Genomic DNA, 12,612 nt, shown 5'->3' with positions numbered 1-12,612 from the left:
TACAAATGAGAAAAATTTTATTGGCAGCTGTTTTTTTAGCTGGTTTTAGTTTCTCTTTTTCGCAAGAAACTAAAGAGGATGACAAAGATCTTAAAACATGGTATCATAAAGATTATCTAACCACCAAAGTCTATGGTGTAAATACAGAAAAAGCCTATCAATTTTTTGAATCAAAAGGTCTTAAACCCAAATCTGTGGTAGTAGCTGTAGTGGATAGTGGGGTAGAAGTAGACCACCCTGGTTTGGTGAAAAATATGTGGAAAAATGTAAATGAAGTGCCAAATAACGGCAAAGATGATGATGGCAACGGGTATGTTGATGACATTTACGGGTGGAGTTTTATAGGAGGTAAAAACGGTGATGTAGATGTAGATAATACAGAAGTAGCTAGAGTTGTGAAAGAGTATAAACCTTACTTCGAAGGTGATAATGCCATCAAAAACAAGGAGAACCAAAGCAAAATGGTTGCTGAATTTGAAATGTACCTTAAAGCTAAAGAGATCTTTACTAAAAAAAGCATGGAAGCTCAGCAACAATTTCAGTTTTATACTGGCTTTCAAAAAGAAATACCAAGTGTAGTTGCTACCTTAGGAGGTAAAAACCTTACTGCAGAAAATTTGGCAACTATCAAACCTACTACACAAATAGAAGCTAGAAATTTATCTATTTTAGGCAGTGTCGCCAAAGATCCTTCAGTTCAAGGAAAAACACCTGCCGAAGTACAAACATTTTTAGAAAAAGAAATTAAGGAAGCGTTAGAGTATTTTGAACCTCAAGCAACTAAACAATATAATTTGGATTATGATACCAGAAGTATTGTAGGAGATAACTATAATGATATTAATGAAAAATTCTATGGCAATAACCATTACGAAGGTCCAGATGCTAAGCACGGAACTCACGTAGCAGGAATAATTGCCGGATTGCCTCAGAACGGAGAACCACAATATGGTGTAGCTTACAAAGTTGCAAAAATTATGACTGTAAGAGCGGTTCCTAATGGGGATGAAAGAGATAAAGATGTTGCCAATGCTATAAAATATGCAGTAGATAACGGTGCCAAAGTCATTAATATGAGTTTTGGAAAGCCTGTTTCTCCCGGAAAAGAAAAGGTGTGGGATGCTTTTAAGTATGCAGAAAACAAAGGTGTAGTCTTGGTTCATGCTGCAGGTAATGATAATGAAGATTTAGAATTAAATGATAATTATCCTACCAATTTTAAATCTCAAAAAGATACAAAGCCATTCCTAAACAATATGATAACGGTTGGCGCTAGTACCAATGATTCTCAGAATTTGAAGGCAGGCTTTTCTAACTTTAACTCAAAAATGGTAGATGTATTTGCACCTGGTGATAAGATTTACTCTACGGTTACAGATGGTAAATATGAATACTTGCAAGGTACATCTATGGCAAGTCCTGTTGTAGCGGGAGCGGCAGCAGTTTTGCTTGCTTATATGCCGAATTTAACGCCTTCTCAGGTAATAGAAAGTTTAAAAAATTCAGTGAACAAGAGTTCAATCAATGATTTTGGTAAATATTCTGAGACTGGTGGCGTAATTGATACTTACAAAGCTGCAGAATATGCATATAATCATTTTTATAAAGGGAAATCAACAAAACCAGCTTCTAAATCTAAAAAAATGATAAAAAAGAAATAATTAATTTAATTCATATAAAATGATTAAAGAAGTCCTTTTTTAAGGGCTTTTTTAGTTTACAAAAGATTTTGGTGTTTTTTTATAGAATATTTAATAACTTTACAGATAACAACATTAAACAAAATTTTAAAAGATGAAAAAAGTGTTATTTTCAGGGATAATAGGAGCAGTTATTGCTGTTTCTTGTTCCAGTAGTGCTAATCAAGCTCAATATTCTAGAGCGGAATTATTGAAACTTAAAGGAAGCTGGGAAATTACCAGTGTAGATTATGAAAAAGAGTATAAAATTAAACCATTTGATGAAGGTGCAGATGCGCAATGTTTTGTAGGAAGTCAGTGGAATTTAATTCCTAATAATAATACAGGTTCTTATAGCTTAGCAGGAGGTGGAGATTGCCCTACTGTTACTAGAGCGATTAAATTTGATGTGAATTCTGAAAAACAGTTTTCATTCAAGAAAATTGATGCTGGTGTAAAAGCTAAAACTGTAAGTTCTGGATATGTTTTAGATTTTCAAAATCAGACTCCTACTACATTTACTTTGGTTCAAAATGTACCTTTCGAAGGGAAAATACTAAAAGTATATTATAATTTCACCAAAAAATAATCATCAAAAAACATTAAATATGAAAATTTTCAAAATAACAAATATAGCAGCTTTGTTTCTGTCATCAGCGTTAGTTTTAACAAGTTGCGAAGCAATACAGAATTCTAATAATACTCAAAGAGGTGCTGCTGCTGGTACAGCTGCTGGTGCCGTAATTGGAGGTATTCTAGGGAATAATGTAGGAAAAGGAAAAAATGGTGCATTAGGAGCGGTTTTAGGAGGTGTAATTGGTGGTGTAGCAGGTGGTGTTATCGGTAATAAAATGGATAAACAAGCCAAAGCCATCAAAGAAGCTTTACCAGGGGCGCAAGTAGAAAGGGTAAATGAAGGGATTAAAATTACATTAAGTGAAAATACAGTAAATTTTGATTTTAATTCTGCATCACTTACTGATGTTTCTAAAGCTAATTTAGATAAATTATCAGAAGTTATGACCCAATATCCAGATACTAATATCAATGTTTATGGGCATACTGATAGCAAAGGAGCAGATGCATATAACCTAACTTTATCTGAAAAAAGAGCCAATTCTGTAATAGACTATATGGTTTCTAAAGGAGTGGCTAGAACCAGATTAAACGCTATGGGAATGGGAGAAAGTGATCCTATTGCAAGCAATGATACAGATGAAGGTAGAGCTAAAAACCGTAGAGTAGAATTTGCAATTACTGCAAATGAAGAAATGATTAAAGATGCACACCAAGGTCAATAATCTGAATTTATATTAATACTATGACAATCGTCTCGTTTTTCGGGGCGATTTTTTATTTTTTTATTCTTAAATTTGTCTTTTACAAAAACATTAATGATTAAATATCTTAAACTACTTCGCGTGGAACAGTGGGTAAAAAACTTCTTTGTTTTTATTCCGCTTTTCTTTTCCGGAAATATTACCAATCTTGAATTTTTAACTAAAAGTATATTTGCTTTTGTAGTTTTTTCACTTATAGCAAGTTCTATTTATATTCTAAACGATTATAAAGATATAGAAGCGGATAGGAAGCATCCTGAGAAAAAAAATCGTCCTTTAGCCAATGGTTCTATTTCTAAGGGGGCCGCATTGTTTCTTTTCACAGTTTTAATCTCTGCGGTAGCTTTTTTAATTTTTTTCGGACAAGAGTATTTTCATAAGAATCTATGGAAATTTGCAGTCATCATTGCTTCGTATTTTATAATGAATCTAGCGTATACTTTTAATTTAAAACATGTGGCAATAGTAGATATATTTATAATTGCTATTGGTTTTGTGTTAAGGGTTTTAGCAGGCGGTTATGCAACAGGGATTAAAATTTCGCAATGGGCCATTTTGTTAACTTTTGTTTTGGCACTGGTTTTGGCGGTTGGCAAGAGAAGAGGTGAACTTATAAACGCTGCTATTTCTGGTAAAACTAGAAAAGCTCTAGATGGTTATAATGTACAGTTTGCAGATATTGTATTGTCTATTTCAGTTACATTAGCAGTTATCTGTTATTTAATGTTTACGCTCACACCAGAAGTTCAAGAGAGATTTGGCGTCAGAGTTTTTTACACGGTTTTGTTTGTTGTTTTTGCCTTTCTTAGATATTTACAGCAAACTTTGGTCTATAATAAAACAGAATCACCCACCAAAATAGTCTATAAAGATCGTTATATACAAGTCACCATTTTAATTTGGATTATTACTTTCTTAGTTTTAATTTACTACAAATCATGAAACCAAATTTTGTAAAATTAGTTACCAATTGGGGAAATTACCCTGTGGTGAAAAAGGAATTTAAATCTGAGGAAAATTATCAGAAAATCAAAGAATTTGTCTTAAATCATAATGAAGTGATTGCCCGTGGTAATGGCAGATGCTATGGTGATGCAGCGTTAGGTGAAGCTATTTTTTCTACAACTAAACTCAATAAATTCATCAATTTTGATAGATTAAACGGAGTAATAGAATGCGAAGCCGGTATTTTATTGTCTGAAATCTTAGAAGTTACCGTACCACAAGGTTATTTTTTGAGCATTACTCCTGGTACTAAGTTTATTACTCTTGGTGGAGCAATTGCGTCTGATGTACACGGCAAGAATCACCACTCTGAAGGTTGTTTTGTAGAATGTGTTCTCAGTTTTAAAATAATGGATGAGAAAGGCGTAATCCTTAATTGTTCTAGAGAAGAAAATTCTGATAAATTTTGGGCAACTATTGGCGGAATGGGACTTACAGGAATTATCCTTTCAGCGAAAATCAAACTTAAAAATATAGAATCTGCATACATTCGTCAAGAAAGCATAAAAGCAGAAAATCTACACGAAATTTTTCAACTTTTCGAGGAAAGCGAAGACTGGACTTATACTGTTGCTTGGATTGATTGTCTGCAAAAAGGTAAAAATATTGGCAGAAGTATTTTGATGAGAGGTGAGCACGCACTTAAAGTAGAACTTCCTTTTAAATTGGCAGATAAACCGCTTAGATTGAAGAAAAAATTCAGTCCTACTGTTCCTTTTTACTTCCCGAAATTTGTTTTGAATAAATTTACTGTTAAGGCATTTAATTTCTTGTATTTTAATAAACAGAGACCAAAAATTGTAAAAAATATCATAGATTATGAAACGTTTTTCTATCCTCTAGACGCCATTAATGATTGGAATAAAATCTATGGAAAAAGTGGTTTTATTCAATATCAAATGGTAATCCCAAAAGATAAAGGCGAAGAAGGAATGAGAAGGATTTTAGAAACTATTGCCAATAGCGGACAAGGCTCTTTTTTAGCCGTTCTTAAACTTTTTGGCAAGAACAATCCTTTGGCGTATAATTCTTTCCCTTTTGAAGGTTATACCTTGGCTTTAGATTTTAAATTGAATAGAGAATTGGTGCAATTAGTGAACAATCTAGATAAAATTGTAGAAGAATTCGGAGGAAGAATTTACTTAACTAAAGACAGTATGAGCAAATCTTCTTTGACTAATTACCTCAAAAATGTAGAAAGTTCTAAGTTTACCTCTTTGCAAAGTAAGAGAATTGCAAGAGGCGCTTAAATGAATAACAAAATTGTAGAATTGTAGTGTGGGAGAATAAGAAAGTGATAGAATTTGAAAAGTAGTTGTAATCAAACTATATCAAACAACTTCAAACCACATCAAATAAAATTAAACAAAATTATGATTATATTGGGTTCCACTTCAGAAGTTGCGCAGGCATTTGTAGAAAAAGCTTTGAATGCTGGAGAAAAGTACGAAACCATTTACTTTTTTACTTCAAATAAGGAAATTACCGAGCGTTTTGCGAAGCATATAGATGTGAAATATTTACAGCAATCTGTAGTTTTGGAGCTAGATATCACCAAGGAAATCAATTATAATATTTTTGATAAAATAGACAGCAATTTGCTTTTTTGTGCCACAGGTTTTCTAGGAAAAGGCACAGAAGAAGGGCTTTATGATAATGCCAATACAGAAAAAATTATAAATATTAACTACGCCAAATTAGTACCTATCATTAATTATTTTGCTCAAAAATTTGAAGGAAAAAGAGAAGGTACAATCATTGGTTTGTCTTCTGTAGCAGGTGATAGAGGTAGACAAAGCAATTTTATTTATGGCAGTTCTAAGGCTGCTTTCACGGCTTATCTTAGCGGATTGAGGAACTATCTTTTTAGTAAAAAAGTTCACGTGATGACCGTGAAGCCAGGATTTATGGAAACCAAAATGACCGAAGGGTTACCACTTAACTCCAAATTAACTGCCAAGCCAAAACAGGCGGCAGAATGCATTTACAAAGCCTACAAAAAGCAAAAAAATGTAGTTTATGTTTTACCAATTTGGAGATTAATTATGCTCATCATTCAGCATATTCCGGAATTTATTTTTAAAAAATTGAAACTTTAATTGGAGAGAAAAATTTTATTTAAATCCAATCCAATTTCTATTATGAATATTTTTTTCGTGATAGGAATTATTTTTTGTGCATTAATGATAAAATTAATTTTGAATAGTAATTTATCATTAAATAATTCAGAAGAGTTTTATGCTGTTTTAGTTTGCATTTCTTTTTTTGGAATATTGATTTTAGGAAGTTTATATTATTTACTTAAAACACAAATTTTAACAATAACAAAAGAGAATTTAGTTTTATCTTATCTATTTTTTCCTTGCAAGATAAAAATTAAGTTTGATGAGATTAAACGAATTAGACAGATTTCAAAAGAGGTTAAAACATCCGGAACTCTTTTTTCAGAAGGAATTCACTTGACAAATTCTTTTGAGACGTATATAGATTTAGAAAACGGAAAATCTATTAAAACTTTTGCATTAAATAAATATGAATTTCAGGAAGTTCTAAAATTATTAAGGAAACTAAAAACTGGTGAAGGAAAATTAAATTCTTTTAAATTGCCTAAAATTTTATTTTTAATTGAAAATATTTCTGCAATTTTGTTTATTATTATATTTTTAGTAATAATTTTAGGACTATCATATAACTTATTATTTAAGTAAATGAAAAAACTTTACCTTTTTGATTTTGACGGAACGCTTACGTACAAAGACACCTTGTTTTTGTTCTTAAAATATTATGATTCTAAAAAATATTTTTGGAGTTATCTGAAGCATATTCCAGTTTTTATATTGGTAAAGTTAAAACTAATGGATGCTGAAATTGCTAAAAAAAGTTTTGTAGCATCTATCTTAAAAGGAGAAAGAGAAATTAAAATTAACAGAAAAGTCATTGCTTTTTTCGAAGAATATTATCCTAAAATTATAAGAAAATCTGCCCTAGATTTTTTAAAAACAATAGACGGAAGTCATACAACTTGTTACTTGATAACAGCTTCTTTAGATATCTGGGTAAGACCTTTCGCCAAAAAAATGGGAATGACACTCATAGCAACAGAAGCTCAATTTGTAGCAGGGCGTTTTACTGGAGATTTTCAAACTAAGAATAATAACGGCGAAGAAAAAGTAAAGCGTATAAAACAAGTCATTGGCGACCAAAAATTTGATAAAATCATTGCCTTTGGAGATACTTCTGGCGATAAACCTATGCTTGCTTTTGCACACGAAAGTCATTACCGTTTTTTTAACTAATTTTGCACTTTAAATTTTAACAAATTTATCATTGAGATTATTCTTTAGTCTTGATAAAAATCTACGTAATGAAAAGAATATATTTAGATAATGCAGCTACTACTCCCATTTTAGATGAAGTAATAGATGCGATGATGACGGTAATGAAAACCAATTTTGGGAATCCTTCTTCTACTCACAGTTTAGGGCAAGAAGCGAAAATGATTTTGGAAGAAAATAGAAGACTAATAGCTCAGGAATTGCATGTTTCTCCAGCTGAAATTATTTTTACCTCTTGTGGTACAGAAGCTAATAATTTGATTATAAAATCTGCGGTTGAAAATTTAGAAATCAAAAGAATTATCACTACAGAAATAGAGCACAAGTGTGTATATGAGACTGTGCTAGATGTGCAGCAGAAAAGTAGTATAGAGGTTGTTTATCTTCAGGTCAATAAAAAGGGTGATGTAGATTTAGATGAGCTAGAAAACGTTTTGAAGACTTCTGATAAAACAACCTTGGTAAGTTTGATGCATGCTAATAATGAAATCGGAAATCTACTAGATTTAGAGAAAACAGCTAAAATTTGTAAAGATAATCAAGCCTATTTTCATTCTGATACGGTGCAGACAATGGCACATTTAAAATTAGATTTTTCACAAATTCCCATAGATTTTGCAAGCTGTAGTGCTCATAAATTTCACGGGCCAAAAGGTGCTGGTTTTGCATATATTAGAAAGTCTACACATTTAAAAGCTCAGATTCATGGAGGGACACAAGAACGCAGCCTAAGAGCAGGTACCGAAAATGTGGTAGGTATTGCGGGTCTAGGTAAAGCTTTTGAATTTTCTGTTGAAAAAATGGCTGAATTTTCAGAGTATATCCAAGGCATAAAAGACTATGCCATAGAACAATTGACCAAAAACATACCAGGTATTTTATTTAATGGTAGAAGTGCTGAAAAAGAAAAAAGCCTTTATACTTTGCTAAGTATTTCATTACCTTCTATGAATCCTTTGATAGGATTGCAACTAGATATGAAAGGAATTGCTGTTTCGCAAGGCAGTGCATGTAGTTCTGGAGCAGCCAAACCATCATCAGTATTATCTAAAATTTTACCAGAGCAAGTACAACAAACTACTACGCCTCTTAGAATTTCTTTTTCTCACCAAACTTCAAAAAATGATATAGACCAATTGGTAAATGCTCTGAGAGAAATTTTAGGATTATAGATAATCAAAATATTTTGCATAGACAATTAATAAATGAATTTGGCAAGAAAATTGTAACTTTGCAACTTAAAATATTAAAAAATAAACAAATTAAAATACTTTTAAAGTTATGGCAGTAGAAATTACAGACAGCAATTTTCAAGAATTAGTATTAAATTCAGACAAACCAGTTTTGGTAGATTTTTGGGCAGCTTGGTGTGGTCCTTGTAGAATGCTAGGTCCAATCGTAGAGGAGCTTCATGGTGACTATGACGGAAAAGCTGTAGTAGGAAAAGTTGATGTAGATAACAATCAACAAATCGCTATGGAATATGGTATTAGAAATATTCCTACCGTTTTAATTTTCAAAAACGGAGAAGTAGTTGATAAATTTGTAGGAGTAGCGCCTAAAGCTGCTATCGCAGAGAAATTGAACGCATTTTTGTAAAAAATATATGTTGAAAATGAATGCTTTCCGAATAGGAAAGCATTTTTTTTATAAAAATGTTTGTAGGATTCAAGAAAAGTTGTAATTTTGCCATCACGAAAAACGAGCAACGTTCTTTATAAACCAGATCCGGTAGTTCAGTTGGTTAGAATGCCGCCCTGTCACGGCGGAGGTCGCGGGTTCGAGTCCCGTCCGGATCGCAAAAAGTTTATCAATTACTTTTCAAAAAATTGATCCGGTAGTTCAGTTGGTTAGAATGCCGCCCTGTCACGGCGGAGGTCGCGGGTTCGAGTCCCGTCCGGATCGCAAAAAAAGCTTTACAAATTTTTGTAAAGCTTTTTTGTTTTTCTTATCATTGCATAATAAAATTTTCTAGAAATTAAAAATTATATATTCTCTAGAATTTTCTGTCTGTAAAGAGTAGGGGTAAATTTTGTATGTCTTTTAAACATTCTGTTGAAATGCGTAATAGATTCAAAACCGCATTCTATGCTTATTTGGTTAATGCTTTTTTCGCCTAAGGTAAGAAGTTTGCAGGCATAGCCTATTCTCATGTCCATTATATATTCTGTGAATGTTTTACCAGTTTGTTCTTTGAAATATCTGCAAAATGAACTGGCATTCATTGCAGCTAAAGATGCTATTTCTACCAATGATATATTTCTGGTGTAATTGATGTTAATGTAAGAAATGATTTTTTCTATCCTATTGTCACCCAATTTTGGAAATGATTTGTAGAAATGTGGTGTGGCTAGAATAGTTTTTTTTTTGCACGTAGCAAGTTCTTGTAGAATTGTAAGGAGATTGGTTACTTGTTGCAACCCTTCCATTTCTGGCAGTTTTTGTAGAGTTTCTATGATTTTTTCAGAATTTTCTTTGGTGTAAAGTACCCCTCTTCCAGATATTTCTAGAAGGTTTTTAATCTGTAAAAATTGAGGATAATTGTTGATTGAGTAGCTCATAAAATCTTTCTCAAACTGTATAATTGTACCTTTTACCCTTAGTTTTGAATCTTTTTTTTTGTAAGAATCATCACTATTCATATAATGAGGAAGATTATTGCCAAAGAGAATTAAATCACCATCAGAAAACTGATGTATGGTGTCACCAACAAAGCATTGTCCGAAACCTTCTTTTACAAACATAAGTTCATATTGGCTATGAAAATGCCAAGGATAAGTGAAATGCTGATAGTCATAATGCCTTGCTTTTATAGGAATACTGCTCGAAATGGGCAGTTTTTCATTCATTATTGTTCTCATAAACAGTTACTTATGGTTTTGGTTATATTTTAATTGCAAATATACGCTTATTATTAGCAAAAATAAGTAAAGTTATGTGTTTCTGATGTTAGTAAATTTACAAAGTTTTTAAGGACTTAAATATTTTAAACTTAAAAATATGAAAATAAGCAAGAGGTTTTAAATCACTTGTTTTTAATTAAATTTTAAAATTTTAAAGAATTACGATTATGGAAAAAACCTGGAGATGGTTTGGCAAGAAAGACAAAATTTCACTTAAAATGCTCCGTCAGATAGGTGTTGAAGGTATAGTAACCGCACTTCACGATGTTTCTAATGGAGAGATTTGGACTTTGGAAGCCATTAATGATCTTAAAAATTATATTGAAAGTCATGGTCTTCGTTGGTCTGTAGTAGAAAGTCTTCCTGTGAGCGAATCTATAAAATATGCTGGTAAAGACAGAGATGATTTGATAGATAAATATATTGTAAGTCTAGAGAATCTAGGTAAAGCAGGTGTAACTACAGTGTGTTACAATTTTATGCCGGTTTTAGATTGGGCGCGTACAGATTTGTTCCACGAATGGGAAGACGGTTCTTCATCACTTTATTTTGATAAGGCCAAATTTGCTTATTTTGAAATATATATTTTAGAAAGAGAAGGTGCGGAAAAAGATTATTCTCCAGGAATTCTAAGCAAGGTAGAAGAACTGAAAAAAACCGCTACAGAAGATGATAGAAAAGAGCTTATAGATTCTATAATTGTAAAAACGCAGGGTTTTGTAAATGGTAATATAAAAGAAGGAGACCTAGATCCTGTTGGAATTTTCAAAAAATTATTGGCGTTGTATGATGGTATTGATAAAGATGTACTTCGCCAGAATATGAAATATTTCTTAGAAAGAATAATGCCAGTTTGTGAAGAGTGGAATATCCAAATGTGTGTACATCCAGACGATCCGCCATTTCAATTATTAGGTTTACCTCGTATTGTTACTTGCGAAGAAGATATTGATTGGTTTTTGAATGCAGTAGATAATCCTCATAATGGTTTGACATTTTGTGCAGGTTCATTAAGTGCAGGATTGCAAAACGATGTACCAAAATTGGCGAAAAAATATGCTTCGAGAACAAAATTTGTACACCTTAGAAGTACCAATGTTTTTGAAAATGGAAATTTCATAGAAGCTCATCATTTAGGGGGAAGAGGTCATTTAATAGATGTAATTAAAGTTTTTGAAAAAGAAAATCCTAATTTGCCTATGCGTGTTGACCACGGTAGATTGTTAGCAGATGATATTGATAAAGGGTACAATCCGGGATATTCTTTCCTTGGTCGTATGTTGGCACTAGGTCAGTTAGACGGAGTGATGGCAACAGTGCAATCTGAATTACAAAAAAATTAGATTTAAGATTAATTATCCGTCAGAATTTTGAGAGTAATTCATTAAAACTTAAAAAAATAAATTTAAAAATGAACGAAATATTCAGCATCAAAGGCAAAGTAGCCATTATATCAGGGGCAGGAGGTGTTTTGGGAGGTAGTATTGCCAAAAGTTTCATACAAGCAGGTGCAAAAGTTGTAGCAATAGACATAAGGCAAGAAAATCTTGACTCTAGAATTAAGGAACTTACAGATTTAGGTGGCGAAGCAATAGGTGTTATCGGAAATGTTCTAGATATAGAAAGTTTAGAAAAAGTAGCAGAAAAGGTGATGGAAAAATGGGGAAGAATAGATATTTTGCTCAACATTGCAGGCGGAAATATACCAGCTGCCACTTTGTCTGCAGACCAATGTTTCTTTGACATGGATTTAGATGGCTGGAACAAGGCTACCAATCTTAATATGAACGGAACGGTGTATCCTAGTTATGTTTTCGGGAAAGTAATGGCAAAGCAAGGTAGCGGAAGTATTATTAATATTTCTTCTATGGCTGCCTATTCTGCTATTACCAGAGTTGCAGGATATTCTGCAGCTAAAGCTGCAATTACCAATTTTACACAATGGCTAGCTTCTGATTTAGCAATTAAATTTGGAGACGGAATTCGTGTAAATGCCATTGCACCGGGATTTTTTATTGGTGACCAAAACAGAAATATTCTCATCAATCCAGATGGTTCTCTTACTGAGAGAAGTGTAAAGGTGATTGCAAAAACACCAATGAGACGTTTTGGCGAAATTGAAGAACTGAATGGAGCGGTACAGTTCCTATGTTCTGATGCAGCCAGTTTTATTACAGGAGCATTATTGCCAATTGATGGCGGTTTCAGCGCATTCAGTGGAGTGTAAACTCAATTGTAAGGATTAATTTATTATATAAACAAGACCTTGTTTCCCTTATTGGGAATGAGTGTCTTGTTTTTTAGTATAAGTGAAGTTGATTTATGTATTAGCTATGCTTTAAAAAAAAAA

At 32.5% G+C, this 12,612-nt stretch carries 13 protein-coding genes and 2 tRNA genes; 14 read left to right on the top strand and 1 reads right to left on the bottom strand.

Going from position 1 to position 12,612, the window contains the following annotated elements; genetic code table 11:
• Positions 1-5: 5 nt before the first annotated feature.
• From IEW40_RS13195 to IEW40_RS13140, 12 genes are all read left to right on the top strand, one after another.
• The gene (locus tag IEW40_RS13195) at positions 6-1,661 is read left to right on the top strand and encodes a S8 family serine peptidase (RefSeq protein ID WP_188618587.1); all 1,656 of its coding nucleotides are present in this window, start codon (positions 6-8) and stop codon (positions 1,659-1,661) included.
• 133 nt (positions 1,662-1,794) lie between these two features.
• A complete protein-coding gene (locus IEW40_RS13190; protein WP_188618586.1) occupies positions 1,795-2,268 on the top strand; it encodes a lipocalin family protein in 474 nt (157 codons plus the stop codon).
• A 19-nt stretch (positions 2,269-2,287) separates the two neighbouring features.
• The gene (locus IEW40_RS13185; RefSeq protein ID WP_188618585.1) at positions 2,288-2,980 is read left to right on the top strand and encodes a YiaD family glycine zipper/OmpA-like lipoprotein; all 693 of its coding nucleotides are present in this window, start codon (positions 2,288-2,290) and stop codon (positions 2,978-2,980) included.
• Between the two features lie 93 nt (positions 2,981-3,073).
• Complete coding sequence (locus IEW40_RS13180; RefSeq protein ID WP_188618584.1) at positions 3,074-3,961, top strand: decaprenyl-phosphate phosphoribosyltransferase; 888 nt, start codon at positions 3,074-3,076, stop codon at positions 3,959-3,961.
• A complete protein-coding gene (locus IEW40_RS13175) occupies positions 3,958-5,274 on the top strand; it encodes an FAD-binding oxidoreductase (RefSeq protein WP_188618583.1) in 1,317 nt (438 codons plus the stop codon). Before IEW40_RS13180 ends, IEW40_RS13175 begins: the two co-directional genes overlap by 4 nt.
• 123 nt (positions 5,275-5,397) lie before the next feature.
• Entirely contained in the window at positions 5,398-6,123 is a 726-nt protein-coding gene (locus IEW40_RS13170; RefSeq protein ID WP_188618582.1) for an SDR family NAD(P)-dependent oxidoreductase, read from the top strand.
• Entirely contained in the window at positions 6,124-6,732 is a 609-nt protein-coding gene (locus tag IEW40_RS13165) for a hypothetical protein (RefSeq protein WP_188618581.1), read from the top strand.
• A complete protein-coding gene (locus IEW40_RS13160; RefSeq protein ID WP_188618580.1) occupies positions 6,733-7,320 on the top strand; it encodes an HAD family hydrolase in 588 nt (195 codons plus the stop codon).
• A gap of 68 nt (positions 7,321-7,388) precedes the next feature.
• Entirely contained in the window at positions 7,389-8,531 is a 1,143-nt protein-coding gene (locus IEW40_RS13155) for a cysteine desulfurase family protein (protein WP_188618579.1), read from the top strand.
• 109 nt (positions 8,532-8,640) lie between these two features.
• Complete coding sequence (trxA, locus tag IEW40_RS13150; protein ID WP_188618578.1) at positions 8,641-8,958, top strand: thioredoxin; 318 nt, start codon at positions 8,641-8,643, stop codon at positions 8,956-8,958.
• A gap of 126 nt (positions 8,959-9,084) precedes the next feature.
• Positions 9,085-9,158 (top strand) — tRNA-Asp (locus IEW40_RS13145).
• Between the two features lie 32 nt (positions 9,159-9,190).
• A tRNA-Asp gene (locus IEW40_RS13140) sits at positions 9,191-9,264 on the top strand.
• Positions 9,265-9,344: 80 nt separating this feature from the next.
• Here IEW40_RS13140 and IEW40_RS13135 read toward each other — a convergent pair.
• Positions 9,345-10,220, bottom strand: a complete 876-nt coding sequence (locus IEW40_RS13135) for an AraC family transcriptional regulator (protein WP_188618577.1) — start codon at positions 10,218-10,220, stop codon at positions 9,345-9,347.
• 209 nt (positions 10,221-10,429) lie between these two features.
• Between IEW40_RS13135 and uxuA the strand changes: the two genes are divergently transcribed.
• Both uxuA and IEW40_RS13125 read left to right on the top strand, forming a co-directional pair.
• Positions 10,430-11,605 carry a mannonate dehydratase gene (gene uxuA, locus IEW40_RS13130; RefSeq protein ID WP_188618576.1) on the top strand — a complete coding sequence of 392 codons (1,176 nt, stop codon included), beginning with the start codon at positions 10,430-10,432 and terminating at the stop codon, positions 11,603-11,605.
• A 68-nt stretch (positions 11,606-11,673) separates the two neighbouring features.
• Complete coding sequence (locus tag IEW40_RS13125; protein ID WP_188618575.1) at positions 11,674-12,489, top strand: SDR family oxidoreductase; 816 nt, start codon at positions 11,674-11,676, stop codon at positions 12,487-12,489.
• The last annotated feature ends 123 nt before the right edge of the window (positions 12,490-12,612 follow it).

This window comes from Cloacibacterium rupense (assembly GCF_014645495.1).
GTDB lineage: Bacteria > Bacteroidota > Bacteroidia > Flavobacteriales > Weeksellaceae > Cloacibacterium > Cloacibacterium rupense.
The sequence above is the reverse complement of the archived record's forward strand: the minus strand, read 5'-3'. Positions and strand labels throughout refer to the sequence as shown.

Excerpts from the sequence above, each read along its gene's own strand:
- IEW40_RS13190 (WP_188618586.1), top strand. The coding sequence starts at position 1,795 with ATGAAAAAAGTGTTATTTTCAGGGATAATAGGAGCAGTTATTGCTGTT.
- IEW40_RS13175 (WP_188618583.1), top strand. The coding sequence starts at position 3,958 with ATGAAACCAAATTTTGTAAAATTAGTTACCAATTGGGGAAATTACCCT.
- IEW40_RS13155 (WP_188618579.1), top strand. The coding sequence starts at position 7,389 with ATGAAAAGAATATATTTAGATAATGCAGCTACTACTCCCATTTTAGAT.
- IEW40_RS13180 (WP_188618584.1), top strand. The coding sequence starts at position 3,074 with ATGATTAAATATCTTAAACTACTTCGCGTGGAACAGTGGGTAAAAAAC.
- IEW40_RS13170 (WP_188618582.1), top strand. The coding sequence starts at position 5,398 with ATGATTATATTGGGTTCCACTTCAGAAGTTGCGCAGGCATTTGTAGAA.
- IEW40_RS13185 (WP_188618585.1), top strand. The coding sequence starts at position 2,288 with ATGAAAATTTTCAAAATAACAAATATAGCAGCTTTGTTTCTGTCATCA.
- uxuA (WP_188618576.1), top strand. The coding sequence starts at position 10,430 with ATGGAAAAAACCTGGAGATGGTTTGGCAAGAAAGACAAAATTTCACTT.
- IEW40_RS13160 (WP_188618580.1), top strand. The coding sequence starts at position 6,733 with ATGAAAAAACTTTACCTTTTTGATTTTGACGGAACGCTTACGTACAAA.
- IEW40_RS13125 (WP_188618575.1), top strand. The coding sequence starts at position 11,674 with ATGAACGAAATATTCAGCATCAAAGGCAAAGTAGCCATTATATCAGGG.
- trxA (WP_188618578.1), top strand. The coding sequence starts at position 8,641 with ATGGCAGTAGAAATTACAGACAGCAATTTTCAAGAATTAGTATTAAAT.
- IEW40_RS13135 (WP_188618577.1), bottom strand. The coding sequence starts at position 10,220 with ATGAGAACAATAATGAATGAAAAACTGCCCATTTCGAGCAGTATTCCT.
- IEW40_RS13195 (WP_188618587.1), top strand. The coding sequence starts at position 6 with ATGAGAAAAATTTTATTGGCAGCTGTTTTTTTAGCTGGTTTTAGTTTC.